The sequence below is a fragment of the Brevundimonas sp. genome (assembly GCF_041648055.1).
Classification (GTDB): Bacteria; Pseudomonadota; Alphaproteobacteria; order Caulobacterales; family Caulobacteraceae; genus Brevundimonas.
In genome coordinates this window covers 235,622-261,132 of sequence record NZ_JBAZPS010000002.1, presented here as the reverse complement: position 1 = coordinate 261,132, position 25,511 = coordinate 235,622, and the positions used below count along the sequence as shown (strand labels likewise).

Genomic DNA, 25,511 nt, shown 5'->3' with positions numbered 1-25,511 from the left:
TTGATCCTCAATGCATGAGGCGAAACGGAGGCACGTCGCCGTGCCTCCGTACCGATATCACTAGTCCAGCGTGCGCTTGATCTCTTCGACGGTGAAGCACTCGATGTAGTCGCCGACCTTGATGTCGTGGAAGCCCTGGAAATGCATGCCGCACTCCTGGCCCGACGGCACCTCGTTGACCTCGTCCTTGAACCGCTTGAGCGTGGCGAGCGTGCCCAGCTCCAGCACGACGATATCGTCGCGGATGATCCGGACCTTGGCGCCCTTGCGGACCACGCCCTCGGACACCCGGCAACCGGCGATCTTGCCGGTCTTGGAGATGTCGAAGACCTGCAGCACGGCGGCGTTGCCCAGGAAGGTTTCCCGTTGCAGCGGAGCCAGCATGCCCGACAGGACACCCTTCATGTCGTCCAGCAGGTCGTAGATGATAGAGTAGTAGCGGATCTCCACGCCCTCGCGGTCGGCCAGATCCTTGGCCTGTTTCGAAGCCCGGACGTTGAAGCCCAGGATCGGCGCACCGGCCGACTTGGCCAGCTGCACGTCCGACTCTGTGATACCGCCAGCACCCGAATAGACGACGCGCGCGCGCACCTCGTCGTTGCCCATCTTCTCCAACGAGCCCTGAATGGCCTCGCCCGAACCCTGGACGTCGGACTTGATTAGGACCGGCAGCTCCGAAATCTTCTTGGAGCCCAGCTTGGCCATCATATCGACCAGGCTGACCTGGTTGATGCCGCCGGTCGCCTTCTCGCGCTTGATGCGGGCACGGTATTCCGTCAGCTCGCGAGCGCGGGCCTCGTTCTCGACCACGGCCAAAGGTTCGCCGGGCGAAGGGGCCTCGTTCAGACCCAGGATTTCCACGGGTACGGACGGACCGGCCTCGCTCAGTTGTTCGCCACGCTCATTCAGCAGGGCGCGAACGCGACCGAAGCTGGAGCCGGCCACGACCAGATCGCCCTTCTTGAGCGTGCCGCGCTTGACAAGAATGGTGGCCACCGGGCCGCGACCCTTGTCCAGCTTGGCCTCAATGACCACGCCTTCGGCGGTGCGTTCCGGATCGGCCTTCAGGTCCATGACCTCGGCCTGCAGCAGGATAGCCTCGATCAGGCCGTCCAGATTGGTGCGGGCCTTGGCCGAGACCTCGACGATCTGGGTGTCGCCACCCAGGGCCTCGCCGATGATTTCGTACTGCAGCAGTTCGTTGACGACCTTCTGCGGATCGGCATCCGGCTTGTCGATCTTGTTGACCGCCACAATGATCGGGGCTCCGGCCGCCTTGGCATGCTGGATGCTTTCGATCGTCTGCGGCATGACGCCGTCGTCGGCCGCCACCACCAGGATGACGATGTCGGTGACATTGGCACCGCGTGTCCGCATGGCACTGAAGGCCGCGTGGCCTGGCGTGTCGAGGAAGGTCACGGCGTCGCCCGACGGCGTCTTCACCTGATAGGCACCAATGTGCTGGGTGATGCCGCCGGCCTCGCCCGCCGCCACATCCGTGGTGCGCAGCGCATCCAGCAGCGAGGTCTTGCCGTGGTCGACGTGGCCCATGATGGCCACGACCGGCGCGCGCGGCGTGACCGCCTCGTCGTCGATCGCGTCGGACAGGAAACCGGTCTCGATATCGGATTCCGAAACACGTCGCACGGTCATGCCGAATTCGTCGGCCACCAGCTCGGCCGTATCGGTGTCGATGACGTCGTTGATCTTCATCATCAGGCCCTGCTTCATCAGGAACTTGATGATGTCGACACCGCGTACGGCCATCCGGTTGGACAGCTCCTGCACGGTGATGACATCAGGGATGACGACTTCGCGCGGACGGTTCGGCGCGTCGGTCGAGCCACCCTTGCGCTTTTCCTTCTCCCGCTCGCGGGCGCGGCGGACCGAGGCCAGCGAGCGCATCCGCTCGGCGGTATCGCCGTCACCGGCCAGGGCCGAGATGGTCAGGCGGCCTTCACGGCGTTTGGGCTCGCCACGTGTGCGCGAGACGGCCTTTCCGGCGTCGGAGAAGCGTTTGTCGCGGTCGTCCTCGCGGCTGACCGGACGGGCAAAACCGCCACCAGGTGCACGGCTGGGACGCGCCACCTCGGCTTGGGCGGGCGGGGCGTTGGGGGTCGAGCGTCCGCCGGGACCGGTGCGAGCCGTACCCGGACGGGCCGCGCCCGGTGCCGGGCGCGGATTCAGAGCCGAATAGCGAACCGGCTCGGCAGGCTTGGCACCGGCGGGACGCGCATTGGCGGGACGATCGGAATAGGATTTCTCGCCACCCCCCATCGCCTCTTCACGGGCGGAGCGGCCACCGAAGGCAGGACGCTCGGCTGGGGCACGCGACGGATTCGGGGCCTTGGGCACACGCTGGCCGAAATTGACCACCGGACGCGCGGGCGGAGCCGAACGGGCCGGAGCGGCAGGCGCAGGGGTCGGTGCAGCAGCCGCCGGGGCAGGCGCTGGCGTCGGAGCGGCCGCCACAGGCGCAGCCGGCTTGGCGGCAGGTTTTGACGGCGCGGGCGCGGCAGCGGCCAGCTTGGCTGCCTCGGCGCGGGCGGCTTCGGCAGCGGCGCGCGCTGCTGCAGCCTCGGCCTGGGCGGCGTTGGACGCCTGTTCGGCGGCGGCGGCCTGTTCGCGGGCGGCGGCATCGCGGCGCGCCTGTTCGGCGGCCTGGGCACGCGCTTTTTCGGCCTGGGCCTGGGTGGCCAGTTCGATGGCGCGGCGACGGGCTTCCTGTTCCTCGTTGGACAGGCGGCCTCCGGCAGGACCAGTCGAGGGCGCAGGTGTAGGACGCGGCGGCGGGGCAGCCTCGGTCCGCGGACGCGCGACATCAAAGCCCTGCGGACGCTGATGCCCAGGCGTGGCACCCATGCGGCGCTTGGTCTCGACCACCACGGTCTTGGTGCGGCCGTGGCTGAAGCTCTGCTTGACGGTGCCGGCCGAAACCGCTCCCGCCTGGCGTGGCTTCAGGCTCAGAGGCGCGCGCGGTCCCGTCTGGGAGGGGGTCCCGGTCGGAGCCTGCGGTGCGCCTTCGTTGGTCTTGTCGTTCTCGTCAGTCATTCGGTCGCTTTACTCGGGGCAGCAGGACATCCGCCACCCTCTCGTTCAAACACAAAAAGCCGCGCGTCGCCCCGCCCCCTATGAGGGAACGGAACTCCGCCCGTCTGAATCCTTGCTCGGGCCTTCAGCCGCTCCGACACCCCATTGCGTGGGTATCAGCGATCGAAATCCCGCCAGCCGCTCGACCTCTATGGTCCATCGATCGGCCCGCCCGCCTGTCAGCAGGACGGCGTGTATCGCATTTTCCAGCCCAAGGGCCAAACTCAAATCGTCGGCGCTGAATGTGCCGCACACTTTCGGGGGCGGCGACATGTGCCCGGCCAGGGCCAGAAGCTTGCTTCGGCCATCGGCAGAGCCGTCAGACGCCTCCACGATCCAGGCCGCTTTTCCGGCCCGGATATTGGCCAGCGATTTTTCGAAGCCAGAGATAAGCACGCCCTCGCGCCGGGCAAGACCCAGCTGGTCCAGACAGCGCTTGGCCAGCAGGCTTTCGACCGTGTCGGCCAGATCGGCCGCCGGTTTCAGCGGGGCCTTGGCCGCGCGGCTGAACAGGTTCTTCTTGACCGCTGCCTGGATGGAGGCGCGATCGGCGGCGACCCAAAGGCCGCGCCCCGGCAACTTGCGCGCCAGATCGGGGGCGACCGAACCGTCCGGGGCGGCGACGAAACGGATCAGACGAGATTCATCCATGACCTGGTGCGTGACCAGGTCCCGGCGGTCTCTATCGATCGTCGCGTCGCGCAACCCCATGAACGATCCGGTCTCCCATCATGCGTCGCGCGTGTCGTCGGAGTCCTCGGCGAGGACCTCGTCGGCATCGGCGTCGGTGGTTTCAACTTCGGCTTCGGCTTCGGGCGCATCACCGAACACGGCGTCGGCGTCGTATTCACCCTCGGCGTATTCGACCTCTTCCTCGTATTCCGGCTCGGGCGGCTGCGGCAGTTCCGACGCATCGATCCAGCCGGCGGCCACGCGGGCCTGCAGGATCAACATCTCGGCATCTTCCTGGGCCAGGTTGAAGCTTTCCAGCACGCCGGGCACCTTCACCCGTTCGCCGTTCTTCACTTCATAGCCGCCACGGATTTCGTCGGTGGCCAGATCGGCCAGGTCCTCGACCGTCTTGACCCCACCCTCGCCCAGGGCGACGGCGATGGCACCGGTGACACCCGGCACGGCCAGGACAGCATCCTCGACGCCCAGTTCGACGCGCTTGGCGTCCAGAACAGCCGCCTGCTTGTCCAGGAAGTCGCGGGCACGGGCCTGAAGTTCTTCGGCGGTGTCCTCGTCGAAGCCTTCTATCTCCGAGATTTCATAGGGCTCGACGAAGGCCAGATCCTCGACCGTGGCAAAGCCTTCGGTGACCAGCAGCTGGGCGATGACCTCGTCCACGTCCAGGGCTTCCTGGAACAGGACGGTACGCTCGCCGAATTCCTTCTGGCGACGCTCGCTGTCCTGGGATTCCGTGATGATGTCGATCTGCCAGCCGGTTAGCTGGCTGGCCAGGCGTACGTTCTGGCCGCGACGGCCGATGGCCAGCGACAGCTGTTCGTCGGGCACGACGACCTCGACGCGGTCGGCCTCTTCGTCCAGCACGACCTTGGAGACTTCGGCGGGGGCCAGGGCGTTGACGATGAAGGTCGGCTCGTCGGCGTTCCACTGGATGATGTCGATCTTTTCGCCCTGCAGTTCGGCGACGACCGCCTGAACGCGCGAGCCGCGCATACCGACGCAGGCCCCAACGGGATCGATGGAGCTGTCGTTCGACAGCACGGCCATCTTGGCGCGCGACCCGGCGTCGCGTGCGGCGGCGCGGATCTCGATCACGCCGTCATAGACCTCGGGCACTTCCTGCGCGAACAGCTTGGCCATGAAGCCGGGGTGCGAGCGCGACAGCATGACCTGCGGGCCCTTGGCCTCGGCGCGGACGTCATAGATGTAGGTGCGGATCCGGTCGCCGATGTTGAACACCTCGCGCGGGATGGAGTCGTTGCGGCGCATGATACCCTCGCCCCGGCCCAGATCGACGACGGTGTTGCCGTATTCGACGCGCTTGACGGTGCCGTTGACGATCTCGCCGACGCGGTCCTTGAACTCTTCGTACTGGTTGGCGCGCTCGGCGTCGCGAACCTTGCCCATGACGACCTGGCGAGCCATCTGGGTCTGCACCCGGCCGAAGTCGAACGGCGGCAGGTCCTCGACATATTCCTTGCCGACCTCGGCTTCCGGATCGCGCTTGGACGCGTCGGTCAGGCGCACCATGGCGCTGTCGTTGAACTCTTCCAGCTCGTCTTCCGGCTGCCAGTCGTCGGCCACGATGGTGACGTGGCGCGTCAGGCTCAGTTCGCCGGTCTTGATGTCGATCTTGGCGCGGATGTCGTGATGAGCGCCGTAACGCGACTTGGCGCCCTTCTGGATCGCCTCCTCGATCGCCTCGACGACGACCTCCTTGTCGATGTTCTTCTCGCGCGCGACCGCATCGGCGATCTGCAGCAGTTCAAGACGGTTCGCGGAAACGCCGGCAACAGCCATGTCTTTAGTCCTCGGTCTCGGTTGTATCGTTGTCATTGCGGGCGGCGCGCTTCTCGGCACCCGCCTTCATCAGTTCGTCGGTCAGCACCAGCTTGGCATCCACCAGCCAGTCGAAGGGGATCAGGGCGGTGTCCTCTTCCCCGTCCAGATCGATGGCGATGTTCTCGCCCTCCGTCCCGGCCAGAATGCCCTTGAAGCGCTTGCGGCCCTCGACCATCCGGTCGGTTTCCAGTCGCGCCTCATAGCCTTCAAACAGGTCGAAATCAGACTGGCGCGTCAGAGGCCGATCCACGCCCGGCGACGACACTTCCAGCAAGTACTCGCCCGCGATCGGATCGGCGGCGTCGAAAATTTCCGACACCGCGCGGCTCAGGCGGGCGCACTCCTCGACCGCGATGTCGTGGTCGCTGGGCCGCTCGGCCATGATCTGCAGGCGGCGACGCAGAGTGCCGCCCATCAGCCGCACCCGCACGATGTCGAGACCCAGGCTTTCGGCCACGGGTTCGATCAGCTCCAGCAGAGCGCGGTCTTCGACGGTCTTGGCCTTCAAGGCACTGGTCTCTCGGGGTCGTAAGCAGGGCAATAAAAAAGCGGCGGGCCATCCGGGGCCGCCGCTTGGAACGACGCCGTTTGACGCCGGTCTAACGATGTAGGGCGCCGTATAGCCCTCCCGAACGGCTTTGTCAGCCCCTTCTCGCTACAGGCCGACGACGGTCATTGCCTTCGCTGCCCCGCGCCGCCAGAAAGCGCCGATGAAAATCCACTGGATCGGACTGAACACCACCGGCCGCCTGGGCGTGTCGCGCAAGCCCGACGGGGGCGAGGCCCTCGACGAACAGATGGCCGGCCTGTCGCACGGCATGGTCGATCATGTCATCAGCATGCTGGAGCCCGCGGAGGCCCAGAAGCTAGGCCTCGCAGACGAGGGCGGGGCGGCCACGCGGCACGGCGTCGGCTTTCACAACTTCCCCATTCCCGACCACGGCCTGCCCGCCGATGTCGCCGCCTATCGCAAGCTGGCCCAGGCCATCGACCGGCGGCTGCGCGCGGGACAGGCCATCGTGATCCACTGCCGCGCCGGCCTGGGGCGCGCCCCGTCTCTTGCCATCTGTGCCCTGATTGTTGGCGGCATGGACCCGGACGAAGCCGTCCTTCGCGTCGGCAAGGCGCGCGGTCGCCCCGTGCCAGAAACCGACGAACAGTTCGCCTTCATCCGTACCTTCGCCGCCCTGCGCGACTGAAGCTGAATGACCTCCTCCCCGATCGCATTGCGCCTCGCCGCCGTCGTGGCCTTCGCCGCCCTGATGGCCCTGAGCGCCCAGATCGCCGTGCCGATGGTGCCGGTTCCCATGACGCTCCAGAGCTTCGCCGTGCTTCTGGCCGGGGCGGTCATGGGTCCGCGGTGGGGCGTGGCCAGCGTGCTGCTGTATCTGGCGGCGGCCATGGTCGGCCTGCCCGTACTGTCGGACGCCGCCTCCGGCATTGCGCGCTTCACCGGCCCGACGGCGGGCTATCTGGTCGCCTTCATCCCTGCGGCCTTCCTCGCAGGCTGGCTGGCCCGCAATGGCCGGCTGACGCGGCTGATCCCGGCCACGGCCTGGATGGTGGCGCTGCATCTGCTGATTCTGGCCTGGGGCAGCGCCTGGCTGGCACTGGACGTCGGCATGGAGCCGGCCCTGCGCAACGGGGCCCTGCCCTTCATTCCCGGTGCCGTGATCAAGTCGCTGCTGGTCGTGCTGGCAGCCCGCGCATTGACCCCGGCGCTGGCCCGGTTCGTACCGGTCAGACCCGCCTGAACTCCATGAACAGCGGCGTGGTGTCACCCAGCCGCTTTTCTTCATAGCGGGTGGTGACATGGTCCCCCCACGGCACGGTCCAGTCGTCACCCATGCCTTCTTTTGTAGGCGACGGCACCCGCGCCAGCCCCGGCGTTCGCATCAGCCGTTCCAGCGCCCAGCCCGCATAGTCTTCCCAGTCGGTCACGAACCGCACCACCCCGCCGGGCTTCAGCAACCGCGCGATCTCGGCGGCCGTCTCATCCTGCAACAGGCGCCGCTTGTTGTGCCGCACCTTGTGCCAGGGGTCGGGGAACAGGATCATCACCCGATCCAGCGACGCATCGGGCAGGGCCGTCATCACTGCCCGCGCATCGTCGGCATGGACGCGCACATTCTCCAGCCCGCCCTCATCGATGTGCCTCAGGACCGAGGCCACCCCGTTCAGGAACGGCTCGCACCCAATCATCAGCACGTCCGGATGCCGTCCCGCCTGGGTCGCCAGATGTTCGCCCCCGCCGAATCCGATCTCCAGCCAGACACCCTCGGCCCCCGGCATCAGCGCCTGCGGATCGATCGGCCCCGCCGCCGGATCGGGCACGGCAATGCGCGGCAACAGACTGTCGAACAGCGCCGCCTGCTTCGGCTTGATCGGCCGCGCCTTGATACGACCGAAGGAGCGTAGGGGGCGGTGTGTGGGGTCGGGAAGGTCGGACATCGGGGCGCTATACCTCTCCCTCCCCTTCATGGGGAGGGTGGTCGCGCTGCGACCGGGTGGGGAGGACTAGGGCAAATCTGCCTTCTAGCCCGCCAGCGCCTTCAACTGATCCACCAGATCGGTCTTCTCCCAGCCGAAGCCGCCTTCCGCATCCGGCTCGCGGCCGAAATGGCCATAGGCGGCGGTGCGGGCATAGATGGGCTTGTTCAGGCCCAGGTGCTGGCGAATGGCGCGCGGCGTGGCCCCGCCGATCAGGCCCAGCAGTTCGCGCTCCAGCACGCTCTCGTCGATCCGGCCCGTGCGGTGCAGATCGACGTGGATCGACTGGGGCTCGGCCACGCCGATGGCATAGCTGATCTGGATGGTGCAGCGATCGGCAAGACCCGCCGCCACCACATTCTTGGCCAGATAGCGACAGGCATAGGCCGCCGACCGGTCCACCTTGGTCGGGTCCTTGCCGCTGAACGCCCCGCCGCCGTGGGGCGAAGCTCCGCCGTAGGTGTCCACGATGATCTTGCGTCCGGTCAGGCCGGTATCCCCATCCGGTCCGCCGATCTCGAAGATGCCGGTCGGATTGATGTGCCAGACGGTGTTGTCGTCGGTAAAGCCCTCGGGCAGCACCTCCAGGATCAGCGGCTTGACGAAGGCCGCGACCTCATCGGCCCGGCCCACAGCATGCTGGGTCGACAGGACGATGGAGGTGGCCCGCACCGGCTTGCCGTCCACATACTGGATGGTGACCTGGCTCTTGGCGTCCGGCTCCAGCAGGGTGCCGCCTGCATGGCGCACCTCGGCCAGTTTCTTCAGGATGGCGTGGCTAAAGGCCAGGGTCGCCGGCATCAATTCGGGCGTCTCGTTCGAGGCATAACCGAACATGATGCCCTGATCGCCCGCGCCCTCGTCCTTGTTGTCGCCGGCGTCCACGCCCACAGCGATGTCCACCGACTGGCCGTGCAGGTGGTTCTGGAACTCGAAGGTGTTCCAGTGGAACTTGTCCTGCTCATAGCCGATGTCGCGCACAGCCGCGCGCACGGCCGCCTCGATCTCGGCCTCCAGACCAGGCACCCAGGCATCGTTCTCCCAGATGCCCTTGCCGCGGATTTCGCCGGCCAGCACCACCAGATTGGTGGTGCACAGCGTCTCGCACGCCACCCGCGCTTCAGGATCGCGCGCCAGGAACAGGTCCACGACGGTGTCGGAAATCCGGTCCGCGACCTTGTCGGGATGGCCTTCCGAAACGCTTTCGGACGTGAACAGGAAGGTGGAACGGGACAAGGCGGACTCCAGTCGGGCCGAAAGGGCCAGCAGACATATAAGGACATCCTTATATGTTCAACCCGACCTGCGACTTTCAGGCCGGGTCGGGACGCCCATGGTTACGTGTGCATGTGGCGGGGGGATGCACGCGGGGCAAGACCTGCAGCGGGCTCATCCAAACGCTTGCCCATCCGCGCGACCCGCTTCAAACCTGCCGCATGACGACGCAATCCCTGATCATCGACTGTGACCCCGGCGTGGACGACGCGGTGGCGCTGATGCTGGCGTTCGGCGCGGCACGGCTGGAGTTGCTGGCGGTGACCACGGTGGGCGGCAATGTGCCGCTGAAGAAGACCACCCGGAACGCCCTGATGCTGCGCCAGATCGCGGGTCGCGGAGACGTTCCGGTGCGCGGCGGAGCGGACCGGCCTCTGCGCCGCAAGCCCTCCAGTGCCAGCGAGTTCCACGGCGAGGAGGGGCTGGGCTATCTGCCGCCGTTCACGCCCGATCGCGGCATCGCCGACGGCCACGGCGTGGATGCCATCATCGACAATGTCATGAGCCGTCCCGAGGGGTCGGTGGCCCTGGCCATCCTAGGGCCCATGACCAATCTGGCCCATGCCCTGCGCAAGGAGCCGATGATCCAGAAGCGGTTAGGGCCCGTGGCGGTGATGGGCGGCGCCCGCAGCGAAGGCGGCAACATCACCCCCTCTGCCGAGTTCAACATCTGGGCCGACCCGGAGGCGGCGGACGAGGTGCTGCGCAGCGCCTGTCCGGTGGTGATGTTCGGCCTGGACGTGACGCATCTGGTGCGGGCGACCGATGCGCGGATCGCGCGCCTGGCGGCGCTGGGGACCGCACGCGGAGATACGGCAGCGGCGATGATGCGGTTCTCGCAGGACGTGGAAAAACGGATCGTCGGCTGGGACGCACCACCTATCCACGACCCCTGCCCCGTCGCCTGGCTGATGAACCCGGACCTGTTCACGCTCAAGCCGTGCCGGATCGCCGTGGAGGTCCAGAGTGAACTGACGCGTGGGCACACGGCGGTGGAGTTCCGGGTCGATCCGGAAACGGCGCCCCATCGCTGGGCCACCGGGGTCAAGGCCGACGGCGTCTTCGACCTGATCGCGGAGAGCTGTTCGTGAGGATCACCGTCGTCGGCTCCATCAATCTGGATTTCGTCGCGACTGCTCCCCGCCTGCCCCGTGCAGGCGAGACGGTCACCGGCGCGACCCTGGCCCGCCACCCGGGTGGGAAGGGGGCCAATCAGGCGCTGGCCGCCCAGCGCCTGGGCGCCGAGGTCTGCATGATCGGACGGGTCGGGCGCGACGGCATGGCCGAGGAAGCCTTGGCGCTTCTTCTGGCCGACGATGTCGATACCGGCGGCGTGCTGACCGATGCCGAGGCCCCGACGGGCGTGGCCCTGATCGCCGTCGACCCGGACGGAGAGAACCAGATCGTCGTCGCCGCCGGTGCCAACCACAGCGTCATGCCCGAACAGCTTCCGGCGCGCATCGAGGGTCCTTTGATCCTTCAGATGGAACTGCCCGTCGAGACGGTGGAGGCGGCGGTCGGTCGGGCCACCGACTTCGTCTGCATCAACCTGGCCCCCGCCGCGCCGGTGTCGGACCAGATGCTACGCCGTGCCGACCTGATCGTGGTCAATGAAAACGAGGCCGCCTTCTACGGCGACCTTCTGCACCACGGGGGCGGACGGGTGGTTGTCACGCTCGGTGCACGCGGGGCCGAAATGTACCAGCGTGGAGCCCTGATCGCCTCGGCCACGCCGCCCAAAGTCAAGGCGGTCGACGCCACCGGGGCCGGCGACTGTTTCGTCGGCGCGATCTGCGTCGCCCTGCTGGAGGGCCAGTCGCCCGAAGCCGCCCTGACATTCGCCTGCGCCGCCGGAGCGATCGCCGCGACACGGCCAGGGGCCCAGCCCTCCCTGCCCACGCGGGAAGACGTCGAGGCGATCATTACAAGTTCGTAACTAGGGCTGGCCGATGCGCGGGATAGGGTCTGGCACCTGTTCAGAGACGCCTATCGGGAACCGCCACATGACACGCACCGCCGCGCTGCTGGGAGCCTCGCTGCTCGCCCTTTCCATGCCCGCCATGAGCTGGGCGCAGAGCGCGCCCGCGCCGATCACGGTGCCGCCGCTGGAGTATAGCCATCGCGAACTGGCCAATGGACTGGACGTCTATGCCATGCCCGATCCGACCGCCGGAACGGTGACGGTCCAGGTCTGGTACGACGTCGGCGGCAAGGATGATCCGCAGGGCCGCAGCGGCTTCGCCCATCTGTTCGAACACATCCTCAGCCGCAAGACGGTCAACCTGCCCTATGGCCAGATCGCGACCCTGGTCGAGAATGCGGGCGGCACGCGCAATGCCTCGACCAGCCAGGACATGACCAACTACTACGAGACGGTCCCGCCCCAGTATCTGGAGACCATGCTGTGGACCCACGCAGAGCGTATGGCCCGGCCCGTGGTCGATCAGGCCGTGTTCGACGCCGAACGCTCCATCGTGAAAGAAGAGCTGCGCCAGCGCGTCTATGCCCCGCCCTATGGCCGGTTCGGCACCTTCGTGATCGGCGACAACACCTTCGATGAAAGCGTCTACCGGCGCAGCGTGATCGGCTCGATCGAGGAGCTGGATTCCGCCGTCATCGACGACGCCCGCGCCTTCCACGAGGCCTATTACCGGCCGGCCACCGCGACCCTGATCGTGGCGGGCAACTTCGACCAGGCCCAGCTGGACGCCTGGGTCGATCAGTATTTCGGCGACATCGAAAACCCCGCGCGCGCCGTGCCGGTGATGACCCGCCCGGTGGAAACGCCCCGCACCCAGCCGCGGCTGGTCGAGGCCTTTGCCCCCAATGTGCCCCTGCCCGCCGTCGCCGCCATCTATCCGGGCGTGAAGGCCTCCGATCCGGACGCGGCCGCCCTGGAGGTGCTGTCGGCCATCATGTCGCGCGGCGACAGCTCGCGCCTGTATCAGGCCCTCGTCTATGAGAGCCAGCTGGCCTCGAGCGCCAGCCTTGGGTCGAGCACCCTGGAAGAAGACGGCTCGATCGTCGTCAGCGCCATCGTCGCCCAGGGCAAGGCCATCGCCGATGTCGAGGCGGCGCTGAACGCCCAGCTGGATCGTATCCGCAACGCGCCTGTCACCGAGGCCGAACTGGCCGAGGCCAAGACCGAGATCGTCTCCAGCGAACTGCGTCAGCGCGAAACCGCCTCGGGCCGGGCCTTCATCCTGGGCAGAGCCTTGGTGGACGAGGGCGATCCCCGCGCCCCCGACGCCAATCTGGTCGCCATCCAGGCCGTCACCGCCGCCGATGTGCAGCGGGTCGCTCGCCGCTATCTGGATGAACAGGCCCGGGTCTCGATCCGCTATCAGGACGAGAGCGCGCGGCCTGCGGGTGCATCCGAGGACAGCTGGAAGAACCCGGCCCCCATGCCGACGTTCGTGACTGTCCCCGCCGCCATCCTGCCGGCCAACGAACTGCTGCCCGAGGGGCAGCGCATGGCCCCGCCCGCACCGGGCGAGGTTCGCGCCATCGCCGCGCCGCAGATCGTGGAGCGGACCCTGTCCAACGGTATGCGCCTGATCGTCGCCAAGTCCACCGACCTGCCCATCGTCAATGCCCAGCTGGTCATCGGCGGCGGCGCGGCGGCGGATCCGACGGAGCGTCCCGGTCTGGCCACCATGACCGCCGCCCTGGCCTCGCAAGGGGCCGGAGATCGCACGGCCCCGGAGATCGCCCGCACCCTGGAGGCGCTGGGAGCCAATATCGGTGGTGGAGCGGGGGCGGATGCCACCAGCCTGTTCCTGTCCGCGCCCATCGCCTCGGCGGACGCCGCGGGCGCGGTGCTGGCCGATGTCGTGATGCGCCCGACCTTCGCCGAGGACGAGGTGGCCCGCAGCCGGACCCAGGCGGTCAACGGCCTGCGCGTCAATCTGCGCCAGCCGGGGCCGCTGGCGTCACTGGTGCTGGGCCGACTGGCCTATGGTGCGGCCCCCTATGGCTCACCCAGCTCGGGCACGCCGGATTCGCTGCAGGGGCTGACCCGCGACGAGATCGCCGCCTTCCACGCTCGCTGGTGGCGGCCCGACAATGCCGCCATGATCGTGACCGGCGGGATGACGCCCGATCAGGCCGCGGCCTTCGCCGAGCGCACCCTGGGCAACTGGACAAAGCCCGCCGAGGCCATGCCCGTCGTGGCCAACCGCGCCGGCACCCCGACCCCACCCCGCGTCGTCGTGATCGACCTGCCCGGCGCCGGTCAGGCGGCCGTCGCCGCGGCCGTGCGTGGTCCGCGCCGCGCCGATCCGGCCTTCTATCCGCTGAGCGTGGTCAACAGCATCATCGGCGGCGGTTCCAACGGCCGTCTGTTCCAGGAAGTGCGCGCCAAGCGCGGCCTCAGCTACGGGGCCTATTCCTCGCTGGCGACGCGCGTGGACGGTGGGCTTCTGTCAGCCACGACCCAGACCAAGAACGAAAGCGCCGCCGAGGTCGTCGCCCTGGTCCTGGCCGAGTTCGACCGTCTGCGGACCGAGCCGGTCAGCGAAACCGACGTCACCAACCGCGAGACCTGGCTGACCGGCAGCTTCTCGCGCGCGACCGAAACCACCGGCGGATTGGGCGGCGTCCTGGCCGAGGCGGTCACCAACGGCCTGCCGCTCAGCGAGGTCGAGGCCTATCCCGACCGTATCCGCGCCACGACACCCGAGACCGTGACTGAGGCGGCCCAGGCCGTCAGCGCGGACGGGGCCTATGTCGTCGTGGTCGGCCAGTCGGCGATGTTCATCGACGCCCTGCGCGCCGCCCATCCCGATGTGGTGGTCATCCCGGCGGCCGATCTGGATCTGAACAGCCCGACGCTGGGGCTGTAGGCACCGCTTGCCCTCCCCGTCGCCTGCGGCGATGGGGAGGGCCTATGTCGCTGAGCGGAACGTCCTGATCGCCTCGACCGTCTGGCGGACGCTGGCCTCGATGCCGGCCCAGTCGCCCGCCTTGACCGCGGCGTCCGTCACCAGTTTCGACCCCATCCCAGCCGCCACGATGCCCGAGCCGAACCATTTGGCGATGGAGGCCGCGTCAGGGTCGACGCCGCCGGTGGGCATGATCTTGGTCCAGGGCATGGGCCCCATGACGGCCTTGACGAAGTCCGCCCCGCCGACGCTGGCACCGGGGAACAGTTTGACGATCTCGCAGCCCAGTTCCTGGGCCTTCAGGATTTCGCTCACCGAGCCGCAGCCCGGGAAATAGGCGATCATGCGCCGGTTGCAGGTGCGCGCCACCTCCTCCACCAGACCCGGACTGACCAAGAACCGCGCGCCCCGGTTCAGGAACAGGGCTGCGGTCCCTGCATCGACGACCGACCCGATGCCCAGGACGATGTGTGGATCGGTTGCCTGAAGCTCCCGTGCGATCTCGCCGAACAGGTCGCAGGCGAAGTCGCCGCGATTGGTGAACTCCACGACCGGCGCGCCGCCCCGGGCGCAGGCGCGGATGACGTTCAGGCACACGTCCCGATCGGGATGATAGAAGACAGGCGCGACGCCCTGCGCTTCCAGGGCGGTCAGGACGGACAGACGGTCGTGGCGCATCGGCGTTCAGGCTCCACCGGAGTTCGGGACAGACCTGCTTAACCACCGCACGGGTCGTGTCAAAGCCGGCCCGCCAAACTTTGTGTTTCGCCCGTCAGGCGGCACCGGGCTTTTCGTGCCGGGTCGCCTGGCACAGGTCGCAGAACTCGATCCCCGGACGGCGTCTGTCGGGACGCCAGCGATGGCGTTTGCACTTCAGTCTACGAACAAGGCGGCGCAAGGCGCGAAACATGGCGTCTCTGGTCAACAATCAAGGGTATGTCAGGTATACGACGCACTTCAAAACGGCGGTTTGCCTTCAAGGTCAAGCTTTTGCGGTCAGATTGACGATGCGGCGCGTCATCGCACTTCCAGAATCGAACAGGGGCTCCAGCACTGTGAAGTGGTTGGCACCTTCGACGGCCTCGAATCGCGTCTGCACCCCCTGCCCGCCCCAGAGGTCGGCCATTATGCGCGACTGGCGGATGAACTCTGCGCTCTCGTCGCCGCCGACCACACAGTCCAGCACCGTTCCGCCGGGGGTGGAGCCGTTTGGCACCGGCCAGTGGATCGGCGACAACGCCGCCGCCTCACGCACGTCCAGACCCAGGGCTGCGTTCACACTGGTCGGGATCAGCGGGGCCAGGTCGAACACACCGCTGATGGCGACAGCTGCGCTGGCCCGCCCCTCGGACAGCATACAGGCCGCCATATGGCCCCCGGCCGAGTGGCCAAAGACGACCGGGCGGGCGCGGTTGGGCGACAGGTCCCGCACCGCCTCCACCGCCTGACGCACCTGCGACAGAATGCGGCCCAGGCGCACCGTCGGGGCCAGATCATAGGAGGGGATGGCCAGGCTGACACCGTGCGCCAGCAGCGACGGCGCGATACCGCTGAACCACTCCCGCCCCAGAGCCTGCCAGTAGCCGCCGTGCAGGAAGACGGCGATGGGCGCACCCGGTGCCGCCTCGAACAGGTCCATGACCTCCCGCTCGCCCGGCCCATAGGCAGCCGGACGCGGCGGATGCGCCATCCGCGCGCCTTGCGCCCGCTCACGCCAGCCCTCCATCACCGCCGGATGGTCCGGCACAAGGGCGCGGTTGTTGTACTGGGCTTCCAGATCGATCACGTCTGATCCCTTACCTGTCACGTCACCATCCGCTAAAGGTCCGGCACGCTGCGCAAGGGACCACCGCCATGATGACCGCCATCTTCGTCTTCATCAAATGCGAGTTGGGGCACGCCAATGACGTGGCCGCCGACATGGTGGACAATGTCGAGCACGTGTCGGAGGTCTATTCGACCTCGGGTCAGTACGACCTGCTGGCCAAGTTTCAGCTGCCGAAGGACATGGACATCGGCACCTTCGTGACGAAGTCGGTTCAGACCCGGCCGCACATCCGCGACACATTCACGGTCATCACCTTCTCGCCGTTCCTGCCGTCCAAGGGTTGAACCTAGTTCGAGACGAACGACAGCCGCACCGCGACCCGCGGCAGGGTCCAGCGCGCGGTGTCCACCCGGGCCTGACGCATGGCCGACAGAGCCATTCGCCCAAAGCCCAGCTCGGCCGGCTGATCCTCGGTGGTCCGGCAGTCCGACAACGCGCCCGTCGTCTCGACAGCACAGTCGATCGTCACCACACCACGATCCACCCCTCGCGACAGCGCAGCCGCCGGGTATTCGACCTGCGGGCTGCGGGTCCATGGCACGTCCCTGAAGGGAGTCAGAGGCGTGGGCGCAGCCTCCTGACTGCCGACAAGGCTAAGCAATGCCGCGACGACCAACATCACTTCGCCGGGGCCGTCATCGGCGTCAGAGCCGAAGCGATCGCGCGCTGTGCGGCCAGTTGGTCGGCGGGCAGCGGCACCAGGCCACGGTCCTGCAGATAGCCGCCGCTACCGGCCGAGGCGTCCGACAGATATTCCTGCACGAACTGCTCCAGGCCCGGCGTCACGCCGACGTGGGCCTTCTTCACATAGATGAACATGGAGCGGGAGATCGGATATTCACCAGAGGCGATCGTATCCAGCGTGGGCATCACGCCATTGACGCTGTGCGCCTTCACTGAGTCGGAGTTCTGCTCCAGGAAGGAATAGCCAAAGGCCCCGGTCGAGCCGGGCGTCCGGCTCAGCGTCTGGACGATGGCATTGTCGTTCTCGCCGGAATCGATCCAGCCGCCGTCTTCACGCAGCGTATGGGCCAGGGTCTCGAACCGGTCGGAATCGCTTTCGGCCAGGGCCGCCAGCGCCGGGATCGCCTCGGCCGACGGAGCCATGGCCAGCTCAACCCAGGAATCGCGCGTGCCCGAGGTGGGCGGCGGGCCATAGACCATGATGCGGGTCGACGGCAGGCCGGGGTTCACGTCGCTCCAGTTGACGTTGGGGTTGGCGACATAGGTGCCGTTCGGTCCCGGAACTTCCTTGGCCAGCGCCAGATACAGGTCGTCACCTTCAAAACCATAGTCGGGCGCGTTCAGCGCCGTGGCGATGACCAGGCCGTCATAGCCGATCTTCAGCTCGATGATTTCGGTCACGCCATTGGCCTGACACATGTCGAACTCGGACTTCTTCATCTGGCGCGAGGCATTGGCGATGTCGGGCGTGGCCGGGCCGATGCCCTGACAGAAGGCCTGAATGCCGCCACCGGTGCCCAGCGATTCGACGCGCGGCGCCGCGCCACCCGACATGCGGGCATAGTTTTCGGCCACGCGGGTCGTGAACGGGAAGACCGTCGAGGAGCCTGCCGCCCAGATGCCCGACCGCGCCGTCTGCGACCCCGCCCCGCCGTCTCCACATGCGCCAAGGGTCAGAAGGGCGAGGGCCGAGGCAGCGGCGAGAAGGGTGCGGGTCATGAGAACAGCTCCGTAAGGTTCGTGGCGCTTAGAACAGAGGATTGTGACGGTTGGACGAAAGGGAAGCCAAGATGTTCCTTGTGCATGGAGGGAGGACTCTGCCCGCTAGGACGAAGACCGGGTACGTAATTCGCACGGTTGTCAGACGATGGTCGTGAGGAGACGTTTTAAAAGTGTCGACTAATCGGCAACGATCCGTCTGTACGATCATCACACCAACGTCCGCCTTCAGGTCGCGAGCACGCGCATGGCCTGCGTGGTCCGAAGCGACAGGAAATGCCGCCGGGAGCCCATGCGTCCGGAGACCGGATTCGACGAGCCTCCGAGCCGACAGTCACCCGGTCAAACACATCGTGAAGTCGAGACGGTACGGTATCGGAAACCGTCTTCGAACGATCTGCAGGTGACGGGGGCGGCAACCTGCCGGCCCATCCCACCCGTCAAGGGCTAAGCTCTTGCGGACAGCGAATAGCCATACCTGTGCAGTCCCGCTTTTGCTCGCAATTCACGCGCAGATTCCTATATATATGGGTATGTGGCGCGGATCGGATTCGTGACCCGAAAACAGTCCGTCCAAGGCGGTTTGGCCGCCGCCTTCAGAGGCCCCGATCAGGGGCGTTTCACCGACCGAATAGATGACCGAAAACACCGAGACCGCGCGCAACGTCGATACCGCCGAGGAGGCCGCCTACGGCGCCGATTCCATCAAGGTCCTCAAAGGGCTGGACGCCGTTCGCAAGCGGCCCGGTATGTACATCGGCGACACCGACGACGGCTCGGGCCTGCACCACATGGTGTATGAGGTGGTCGACAATGCCATCGACGAGGCCCTGGCCGGACACGCCGATCTGGTTCAGGTCATTCTGAATGCCGACGGCTCGGTGACCGTCACCGACAACGGTCGCGGCATCCCGACCGACATCCACGGCGAAGAGGGCGTCTCTGCCGCTGAGGTCATCATGACCCAGTTGCACGCGGGCGGTAAGTTCGACCAGAACTCCTACAAGGTCTCCGGCGGCCTGCACGGCGTGGGCGTCTCGGTCGTCAACGCGCTCAGCGACTGGCTGAAGCTGAAAATCTATCGCAACGGCAAGCGCCACGAGATGAAGTTCGAGCGCGGCGACACGGTCGAAAGCCTGGTCATCACCGGCGACGCCCCCATCCGCGAGACGGGCGACAAGGCGGGCCAGCCCCTGTCGGGCACCGAGGTCACCTTCTATCCGTCGGTGACGACGTTCAGCCACATCGACTTCGACCTGAAGACGCTGGAACACCGCCTGCGCGAACTGGCCTTCCTGAACTCGGGCGTTGTGATCAAGCTGCGCGACGATCGCGGGGCCGAACCCTTCGAGGAAATCCTGCACTACGAAGGCGGCGTCGAGGCCTTCGTGCGCCACCTGGACAAGTCCAAGTCGCCGATCCTGAAGGACGTCATCGTCATTCGCGGCAAGAAGGAAGGGATCGAGATCGATCTGGCCCTGTGGTGGAACGACAGCTACCACGAGACCATGCTGTGCTTCACCAACAACATCCCCCAGCGGGATGGAGGCACCCACCTGTCGGCCTTCCGGGCCAGCCTGACCCGCGTCATGGGTGGCTATATCGACGCCGCCGGTGCCGCCAAGAAGGAGAAGGTCTCCGTCAGTGGCGAGGACGCCCGCGAGGGCCTGACCTGCGTTCTGTCGGTCAAGGTGCCGGACCCCAAATTCAGCTCCCAGACCAAGGACAAGCTGGTCTCGTCCGAAGTCCGCCCGGCCGTCGAGGGTCTGTGCTCCGAGGGCCTGTCGCAATGGTTCGAAGAACACCCTGCCGAAGCCAAACAGGTGGTCGCCAAGATCATCGAGGCCGCCGCCGCCCGCGAGGCCGCCCGCAAGGCGCGCGACCTTACGCGCCGCAAGACGGCCATGGAAATCTCCAGCCTGCCCGGTAAGCTGGCCGACTGTCAGGAACGCGATCCGGCCAAGTCCGAACTGTTCATCGTCGAGGGCGACAGCGCCGGCGGCTCTGCCAAACAGGCTCGCAACCGCGAGAACCAGGCCGTCCTGCCTCTGCGCGGCAAGATTCTGAACGTCGAGCGGGCGCGGTTTGACCGCATGCTGTCGTCCGAACTGATCGGGACGCTCATTCTGGCGCTGGGCACGGGCATCGGCCGTGACGACTTCAACGCCGACAAGCTGCGCTATCACAAGATCATCCTGATGGCCGACGCCGACGTCGACGGCGCCCACATCCGGACCCTGTTGCTGACCTTCTTCTATCGCCAGATGCCCGAGCTGATTGAGCGCGGTCACGTCTACATCGCCCAGCCGCCGCTCTATAAAGTCTCCAAGGGCAAGCAGTCGCGCTACCTCAAGGACCAGTCCGAAATGGACTCCTATCTGATCGAGGAGGGCTCATCCGAGGCGGAACTGGATCTGCCGACGGGCGAGCGCCGAACCGGCATGGACCTGCAATCCCTGGTACGCGAAGCCAAGGCCTTCAAGGCCGGTGTTGATCGCCTGTCGCAGCGCGCCCCCGCCTTCGCGGTCGAACAGGCCGCACTGGCTGGTCTGTTCGATGAAGACGCTGCCGATCCGGCCAAGGCGGCGGCTCGCCTGAACCTTTATGCCGAAGAGGGTGACGGCGACTGGTCCGGCGCACCGGGTGCCCAGGGAGCCGTGGTCTTTGAACGTGTGCGCCGCGCCGTCACCGAACGGATCGTGCTGGAGGAAGCCCTCATCCGGTCCCAGGATGCACGCCGGCTGGCCGAGCGCTCGGTCGCTTTCGACGGCCTGTTCTCGACCCCGTCGGTCTATCGCCGCAAGGATAAATCCGTGACCATTCGCGGTCCGCTCGACCTGCTCGAGGCCGTCCTGGACGCTGGCAAGAAGGGTCTGGCCATCCAGCGCTACAAGGGCCTGGGCGAGATGAACCCCGAACAGCTGTGGGAGACCACCCTGGACGCCAACGCCCGCACCTTGTTGCAGGTGTCGGTCGAGCATCAGGAGGATGCCTCCGACCTGTTCGCCAAGCTCATGGGCGACGTGGTCGAGCCGCGTCGCGAGTTCATCCAGGCCAACGCCCTGGACGCCGCCGTCGACGCCTGATGCTGTTGGCTAGATCGGTGGCAGTACGCGCCCCGCGTCGACGAAGGCTTTGATCGAGGTCCATGTTGGTGGGGCGGCGCGCATTCCGTCACAGGCGATCTGTTTCAGGTATTCGGGCAGGGTGTTGGCGCGGATCGGCACCCAGCTGCCGCCTTCTTCGGGAACGCGGTCTGCTTCGGATCCGTCTTCGCCATATTCGACGATGCCCGCAGTCCGCCACTGACCGGCATTGCAGTTGAACTCGTAGGTCTCGATAGAATGACTGTAGTCAGTCGCGTCGCCACTACGCGGTACAGTCGCCACCGACACGATCGTGACGTCACCGGTCACCACGATGCTGTCCACCTCGATCATGAATGCGTTGTTCGGACTGCGTGATACGGAATTCCAGTTCTCGGCCATAACCGGCCCCGCACAGACCAGAAGAAACGCTCCGCAAAGTAGCGACACTCTCATGACAATCTCCCCGTTCCCGGAGATATCATGCGCTACATTCGTGCCTTGGCAAGAGGATGTAGCCCCAAGGCGTCAGCCGACCAGATAGGCCGCGCCGCCATCGATCGGGCAGGTTGCCCCGTGGACGGTCACATCGGCCTCGCCAAATGACAGGCCAAGAGTGTCGAGAACACCGTTGACTACGCCGTCCAGCACCGGCCCCAGAGGTGACAGCAACCCGCTCAGAGACTGGGTCAGATTACCCAGCCCCAAACCCAGTCCGACGACCTTTACATCCAGTTGCATTCTGCCCAGCAACGAGGACACAAGGCCGGACGTGAAGCCGGTCGATTTTACGGTTTGCGGCGTCTGGCTCGTGATCTGGGCATCGCTGAAGGTCATTGGCTTGAAGCTCTGATCCGCCGCTTCAATATCCGCTGCCGCCTTGATGACGATCAGACCGGCAACGTTCACCAGAGACGCCGCCTGCACGGCAGGCGCGGCCTTGAAGTCATCGAGGGCGGCAATGCTGGTCGTGCCGATCCGCGCCCTTGCTACGCCTGGCCGGACGCCCAAACGCACCGATCGAGCGCCCTCACAGTCTATCGCCTCCAGTCGCGCCTCCGACGATGCCAGCTCGACCAACAGGGGCACCTTGACCTGGGCCAGTCCTGACAAACTCTGGCTCGTCCTTGCTTCGATATAAAGCCGCGCCTGGGCTGTACGGATGATGGGCTGGCCCGACTTGGCCACCGCCAGCCAGGGCGATCGGTTCGGCCGTTCCCCGATGGCCAGCCAGACGTCCAGATCAGCCAGCCCGGCCCTGGCTCCCAGATCAAGCGCGACCTGTCGATCGCCACTGGAGAGCTCCAATACGGCATTGGCCAGGTCCAGAGCCGACACGGCAACCTCCAGTCCGCCTCGCAGCCCTTGTTCAGCGCCTGCTTCCGCCCCGATCAACTGGCCGACCTGAAATCTTTGGCCATCTGCCGCACGCGCCAGTCGGTTCAACCCACTGTCCGCTCCATCCGTCAGGGTCTCGAGAATGCGCAAGGCGTCTCCTGCATCGACGTCCTGGGCCAGCAAGGTCTCGTAGTCTCCCACCGTCACGCCGGCATGTGTCGCCAGGGCGTCCGTAAAGCCCAGCAGGTCGACATTCACATCCGCCAGAGACCGATAGTCCATCAGGCTCAGCGAGACCTGGCTGCCGGTAAGCCCGCTCAGCACCTGGTTTGCCAAGCCCCCATCCAGCGCGGCCAAGCGCGAACCTATGGACAGCGTGGCCATGGGCTCGGCAGAACGAACAGCTGCAGTGCCTGTCCGCTTCACCTCGACCCGATCCTTGCCCAAAAGCCATCGTGAGAACCAGACTTGAGCAGGCATAGTGACTGTTACCTGCGCGGCGTTGGCGTCTGTGTCGCCTGGAATGAATCTTTCATTCGGCGCAAGCGAAGCGTTCGGGGCATAGACCCCTGTTGCAGTCATGATCTGCAAGTCTAGTCCGACGTTGGCCTTTGCTGTGGCTTCCGCAGCCTGCTCGGCGTTAGCAAGGTCGCGCGCGGCCGCCAGCGCGCTGAGGTCTGCCGCCGATTGGGCCCGTCGTGCAGCCAGCGCTATAGAGCCACCGTCGATGACGACTGCTGCCAGCAAACAGGCAAGGCCCGCCCCCACAGCCGCCATGGTGGCGATTCCCCCCTTGCGGCACCGCCGGAGGGACTGGCATCGCGGACGCATCAATAGCCTCCTGTACGGATCACCGCTTCTCGGCGGATAGTGCGGGGGGGGCGACGGGACAAGCCTTGCCAGCGCCATCAGCGGATGGCCGGATGCGTCATAGGTTATGGTGACCCGGATTGCTCCCGTATCGCTGGTCACTTCAACCTGAACCGCTTCGGGGTCGAGGATTGTAGCGCCGTCCAGCGAGCCGGACACGGCAGAACGTGCCAATGTATCGCGCTCGTCTACGTCGATACCTGCAATCGCCGCCCTTGCACCTTCGGCCGCCAGATGCTGGACCCCCTGCGCCATCCACATCCAGCCGCCGTAAACGACTGAACCAATCAAGAGCAGGATGAACAAGGGTCCAACCATTGCGAACTCGACTGCAGCCGAGCCTCGCTCAGACCTATGAGGTCGCTTGAGTCGTCCACGCATGGCCTTCTCCCTAAACGAGAGGTCACTATGCAACCTTGGCGTTAAGTGTGCGTGAAGGCGGGCGAAAATAATCCAGGCCGACCCGCTGGAGGTCATTCGTCCTGCTCACGCAAGGCAGGCTATCAACCTGAAAACAGTCGGCAATATACCTATGCCGGTTCATAAGGTCCGGCGCAGAATGAACACGGGCCGGTCCCTGATCCGTACCGGCCTGCGGCCGAGTTGGCATGCCGGGGGGGGGGCCGCCTCCTGAATCGAACGCGCCTGTTCCGGCCTGGAACAGAACTCTGACCGGACACGGCTTGCGCCGGGCTATCCGTTCATCGACACCAAGCTGGGCGATCAAGGCTGAAAAGGATTGGACGCCGGGTCCTGTCCTGCCTGGACTCGAAAAGTCAGAACTGTCTCGACAGCGTGACAAAGACCCGCCAGTCATTGTCAGTCTCTGTATAGGGGACCCAGTCGAGAGGCTTGGCGAGCTCGGCCCTGAAGGTCGTTCTGTCCTTGAACGTGACCCTCACGCCGACGCCGGCAGAGGACAACTCGTTGGAGCGGGTGCCGGTACGCGTATAGTTGGAAACCGAGGCCGCATCGTAGAAGGCGTAGGTCTGGAAGAAACTGACCGGGGCAAAGTCAGGGTCCCATCCTGCACGAAGTTCGATCGCGGCCGCCGCCCCCATGTCCCCGCTGACCTCGCCATAGTTGTAGGCGCGGCCGTAGGTCGGTCCACCCACGGAAAACTCTTCCGAGCTCAGAAGCGGATCGTTGGACCACTGTCCCGAAACCTCGGCGTAGATGCCGAGAAAGCGCCAGACGTCGGTGTAGCCCGAAACTCGTGCATTGAGCTTGGTGAAGATGCCATCTGCGTTGCTGCGGGAGAGGTTGGGAGCGTTCCCCACCGTTGCTCCAAATGCTTCCAGGCCCTGCGAGACTTCCAGGCTGCTGGACAGATATCCGTCGGCAAACCGCTGCCAGGCAAACAAGGATGCCCGCGCGACCGCCAATGTCTCATCAGCGCGACCCGATTGGGCATAGGTCTGCTGCTTCTCTCGAACATCAAGGCTCGTATTGAGCCACAGGCTCTGCTTGCGTTTGCGGATCAGCGGTTGGGCCAGGTTCATCCAGACTTCGACGCTCTGCCCACTGAGGCGGCCGTTTGTCGAGGAGGGCTTGGCATTTGTGGTGTAGCCTGAGACCCCGGCTTCAAGACGACGTCCATCACTCAGTGGCAGAGAGTAGCCCCACTTGGCCGATGTCAGTTCGTCGGGGTTTTGAGGGGTCGTCGACGCGGCCAGGGTCATCTGGTCGCCATCTGCGATTATCGAGTTCGCCGCAGCGGAAACATAGACCTGCCATGGACCTTGCGTATCGGATCCGCGGTTGGTGACGCGGGCGTAAGCCGAGTATCTTTCAAACTCCGGCGTCACGACAAGCCGATGGCCAGCTGGATCACCCAGCACAGGTTCGATCCGACTCTCCAGGGAATAACCGGGCAGATCGGCGGCCAGCGTCAGCCGACGATCAAGCTCGGCAATCGTCGTGGGGTCGCGTCGCCCCAACGGGCCAACAAGGGCTCGGATAGTCGAAGGATCGGACCCTTCAACAATGACCTCGTCGATGTAGCCTTCGTAAACGACGATCGTCGCCAGGCCGCTTACGCCATCGTGTGGAGCCACGGCGGCGCGCGTCAGGAAATAGCCCTCGGCGCGATAGTGATCGGTAATGGAAGCGGCGACCTTCACCAGGTCTTCAACCGCGACCGGGCGCGTCAGATAGTCTTCATAGGTGTAGGCCAGCTCTGACGCAGGGAAGGCTGAGACACCCTGTAGCTGAACGCCCGTCAGGACAAAGCAGGCCTGCTCACATTCAGGAACGTCTGATGCCACAGCCGCGCCCGATAGAGCGCCTCCTGCCACAAGAGCTGCGAAAATCGCGGCTTTTTGCAATAGACGACAAGTAAAACGCAAATAACTGGGCACTATGTCGGCTTCCGGACACAAACTGGACAGTCCTGATCATACCGATGCATGATTAAGTTCAGATTAAGTCTGCCGC

At 65.9% G+C, this 25,511-nt stretch carries 20 protein-coding genes; 7 read left to right on the top strand and 13 right to left on the bottom strand.

The genetic code is table 11. The features are described 5' to 3' along the window. Positions 1–60: 60 nt before the first annotated feature. The 4 genes from infB to rimP all read right to left on the bottom strand — a co-directional run bounded on the left by infB (position 61) and on the right by rimP (position 6,130). Entirely contained in the window at positions 61–3,051 is a 2,991-nt protein-coding gene (infB, locus tag WC585_RS07515) for a translation initiation factor IF-2 (protein ID WP_373257042.1), read from the bottom strand. Between the two features lie 78 nt (positions 3,052–3,129). Continuing rightward, positions 3,130–3,801 carry an RNA-binding protein gene (locus tag WC585_RS07510; protein ID WP_373257041.1) on the bottom strand — a complete coding sequence of 224 codons (672 nt, stop codon included), beginning with the start codon at positions 3,799–3,801 and terminating at the stop codon, positions 3,130–3,132. Positions 3,802–3,819: 18 nt separating this feature from the next. Further along, the gene (gene nusA / locus WC585_RS07505; protein WP_373257040.1) at positions 3,820–5,580 is read right to left on the bottom strand and encodes a transcription termination factor NusA; all 1,761 of its coding nucleotides are present in this window, start codon (positions 5,578–5,580) and stop codon (positions 3,820–3,822) included. A 4-nt stretch (positions 5,581–5,584) separates the two neighbouring features. After that, a complete protein-coding gene (gene rimP, locus WC585_RS07500; RefSeq protein WP_373257039.1) occupies positions 5,585–6,130 on the bottom strand; it encodes a ribosome maturation factor RimP in 546 nt (181 codons plus the stop codon). A gap of 202 nt (positions 6,131–6,332) precedes the next feature. Between rimP and WC585_RS07495 the strand changes: the two genes are divergently transcribed. Together WC585_RS07495 and WC585_RS07490 are read left to right on the top strand one after the other, a co-directional pair. Continuing rightward, positions 6,333–6,821 (top strand): hypothetical protein, encoded by a 489-nt coding sequence (locus WC585_RS07495; protein WP_373257038.1) that lies wholly within the window; start codon positions 6,333–6,335, stop codon positions 6,819–6,821. A 6-nt stretch (positions 6,822–6,827) separates the two neighbouring features. Continuing rightward, positions 6,828–7,376: a biotin transporter BioY gene (locus WC585_RS07490; RefSeq protein WP_373257037.1), complete on the top strand. Its 549-nt coding sequence runs from the start codon at positions 6,828–6,830 to the stop codon at positions 7,374–7,376. Here WC585_RS07490 and trmB read toward each other — a convergent pair. Next, positions 7,363–8,073: a tRNA (guanosine(46)-N7)-methyltransferase TrmB gene (gene trmB, locus WC585_RS07485; protein ID WP_373257036.1), complete on the bottom strand. Its 711-nt coding sequence runs from the start codon at positions 8,071–8,073 to the stop codon at positions 7,363–7,365. The two genes, WC585_RS07490 and trmB, sit on opposite strands and share 14 nt — an antisense overlap. A gap of 84 nt (positions 8,074–8,157) precedes the next feature. Then, a complete protein-coding gene (gene metK, locus WC585_RS07480) occupies positions 8,158–9,348 on the bottom strand; it encodes a methionine adenosyltransferase (protein WP_373257035.1) in 1,191 nt (396 codons plus the stop codon). A gap of 200 nt (positions 9,349–9,548) precedes the next feature. On the opposite strand from metK, the gene WC585_RS07475 reads away from it, so the two are divergent. The 3 genes from WC585_RS07475 (at position 9,549) to WC585_RS07465 (ending at position 14,231) form a co-directional block, all read left to right on the top strand. Next, a complete protein-coding gene (locus WC585_RS07475; protein ID WP_373257034.1) occupies positions 9,549–10,478 on the top strand; it encodes a nucleoside hydrolase in 930 nt (309 codons plus the stop codon). Next, a complete protein-coding gene (locus tag WC585_RS07470; RefSeq protein WP_373257033.1) occupies positions 10,475–11,323 on the top strand; it encodes a ribokinase in 849 nt (282 codons plus the stop codon). Before WC585_RS07475 ends, WC585_RS07470 begins: the two co-directional genes overlap by 4 nt. Before the next feature lie 67 nt (positions 11,324–11,390). Continuing rightward, on the top strand, positions 11,391–14,231 hold the full coding sequence (locus tag WC585_RS07465) for a M16 family metallopeptidase (RefSeq protein WP_373257032.1): 2,841 nt from the start codon (positions 11,391–11,393) through the stop codon (positions 14,229–14,231). A 42-nt stretch (positions 14,232–14,273) separates the two neighbouring features. On the opposite strand, the gene WC585_RS07460 is transcribed toward WC585_RS07465, so the two are convergent. Together WC585_RS07460 and WC585_RS07455 are read right to left on the bottom strand one after the other, a co-directional pair. Then, complete coding sequence (locus WC585_RS07460; protein WP_373257031.1) at positions 14,274–14,948, bottom strand: bifunctional 4-hydroxy-2-oxoglutarate aldolase/2-dehydro-3-deoxy-phosphogluconate aldolase; 675 nt, start codon at positions 14,946–14,948, stop codon at positions 14,274–14,276. Positions 14,949–15,252: 304 nt separating this feature from the next. Further along, positions 15,253–16,056, bottom strand: a complete 804-nt coding sequence (locus WC585_RS07455; RefSeq protein ID WP_373257030.1) for an alpha/beta hydrolase — start codon at positions 16,054–16,056, stop codon at positions 15,253–15,255. A 68-nt stretch (positions 16,057–16,124) separates the two neighbouring features. Between WC585_RS07455 and WC585_RS07450 the strand changes: the two genes are divergently transcribed. Beyond that, on the top strand, positions 16,125–16,382 hold the full coding sequence (locus WC585_RS07450) for an Lrp/AsnC ligand binding domain-containing protein (protein WP_373257029.1): 258 nt from the start codon (positions 16,125–16,127) through the stop codon (positions 16,380–16,382). A gap of 2 nt (positions 16,383–16,384) precedes the next feature. Here the strand turns inward: WC585_RS07450 and WC585_RS07445 are convergent, their stop codons facing one another. Further along, on the bottom strand, positions 16,385–16,717 hold the full coding sequence (locus WC585_RS07445; RefSeq protein ID WP_373257028.1) for a hypothetical protein: 333 nt from the start codon (positions 16,715–16,717) through the stop codon (positions 16,385–16,387). Continuing rightward, complete coding sequence (locus WC585_RS07440; RefSeq protein ID WP_373257027.1) at positions 16,717–17,781, bottom strand: substrate-binding domain-containing protein; 1,065 nt, start codon at positions 17,779–17,781, stop codon at positions 16,717–16,719. Before WC585_RS07440 ends, WC585_RS07445 begins: the two co-directional genes overlap by 1 nt. 635 nt (positions 17,782–18,416) lie before the next feature. Here WC585_RS07440 and gyrB point away from each other — a divergent pair. Next, positions 18,417–20,867 (top strand): DNA topoisomerase (ATP-hydrolyzing) subunit B, encoded by a 2,451-nt coding sequence (gene gyrB, locus WC585_RS07435; RefSeq protein WP_373257026.1) that lies wholly within the window; start codon positions 18,417–18,419, stop codon positions 20,865–20,867. A gap of 9 nt (positions 20,868–20,876) precedes the next feature. Here gyrB and WC585_RS07430 read toward each other — a convergent pair whose 3' ends face one another. From WC585_RS07430 to WC585_RS07420, 3 genes are all read right to left on the bottom strand, one after another. After that, positions 20,877–21,323 carry a surface-adhesin E family protein gene (locus tag WC585_RS07430; RefSeq protein ID WP_373257025.1) on the bottom strand — a complete coding sequence of 149 codons (447 nt, stop codon included), beginning with the start codon at positions 21,321–21,323 and terminating at the stop codon, positions 20,877–20,879. Positions 21,324–21,395: 72 nt separating this feature from the next. After that, on the bottom strand, positions 21,396–23,381 hold the full coding sequence (locus tag WC585_RS07425; protein WP_373257024.1) for a TadG family pilus assembly protein: 1,986 nt from the start codon (positions 23,379–23,381) through the stop codon (positions 21,396–21,398). A 470-nt stretch (positions 23,382–23,851) separates the two neighbouring features. Then, on the bottom strand, positions 23,852–25,435 hold the full coding sequence (locus WC585_RS07420) for a ShlB/FhaC/HecB family hemolysin secretion/activation protein (RefSeq protein ID WP_373257023.1): 1,584 nt from the start codon (positions 25,433–25,435) through the stop codon (positions 23,852–23,854). Positions 25,436–25,511 lie beyond the last annotated feature (76 nt).

Bases quoted from the DNA above. Each gene is read 5' to 3' on its own strand.
- WC585_RS07430 (WP_373257025.1), bottom strand. From the start codon at position 21,323: ATGAGAGTGTCGCTACTTTGCGGAGCGTTTCTTCTGGTCTGTGCGGGG.
- WC585_RS07475 (WP_373257034.1), top strand. From the start codon at position 9,549: ATGACGACGCAATCCCTGATCATCGACTGTGACCCCGGCGTGGACGAC.
- WC585_RS07460 (WP_373257031.1), bottom strand. From the start codon at position 14,948: ATGCGCCACGACCGTCTGTCCGTCCTGACCGCCCTGGAAGCGCAGGGC.
- trmB (WP_373257036.1), bottom strand. From the start codon at position 8,073: ATGTCCGACCTTCCCGACCCCACACACCGCCCCCTACGCTCCTTCGGT.
- WC585_RS07450 (WP_373257029.1), top strand. From the start codon at position 16,125: ATGATGACCGCCATCTTCGTCTTCATCAAATGCGAGTTGGGGCACGCC.
- WC585_RS07445 (WP_373257028.1), bottom strand. From the start codon at position 16,717: ATGTTGGTCGTCGCGGCATTGCTTAGCCTTGTCGGCAGTCAGGAGGCT.
- WC585_RS07440 (WP_373257027.1), bottom strand. From the start codon at position 17,781: ATGACCCGCACCCTTCTCGCCGCTGCCTCGGCCCTCGCCCTTCTGACC.
- WC585_RS07465 (WP_373257032.1), top strand. From the start codon at position 11,391: ATGACACGCACCGCCGCGCTGCTGGGAGCCTCGCTGCTCGCCCTTTCC.
- infB (WP_373257042.1), bottom strand. From the start codon at position 3,051: ATGACTGACGAGAACGACAAGACCAACGAAGGCGCACCGCAGGCTCCG.
- WC585_RS07490 (WP_373257037.1), top strand. From the start codon at position 6,828: ATGACCTCCTCCCCGATCGCATTGCGCCTCGCCGCCGTCGTGGCCTTC.
- WC585_RS07495 (WP_373257038.1), top strand. From the start codon at position 6,333: ATGAAAATCCACTGGATCGGACTGAACACCACCGGCCGCCTGGGCGTG.
- gyrB (WP_373257026.1), top strand. From the start codon at position 18,417: ATGACCGAAAACACCGAGACCGCGCGCAACGTCGATACCGCCGAGGAG.
- nusA (WP_373257040.1), bottom strand. From the start codon at position 5,580: ATGGCTGTTGCCGGCGTTTCCGCGAACCGTCTTGAACTGCTGCAGATC.
- WC585_RS07510 (WP_373257041.1), bottom strand. From the start codon at position 3,801: ATGGGGTTGCGCGACGCGACGATCGATAGAGACCGCCGGGACCTGGTC.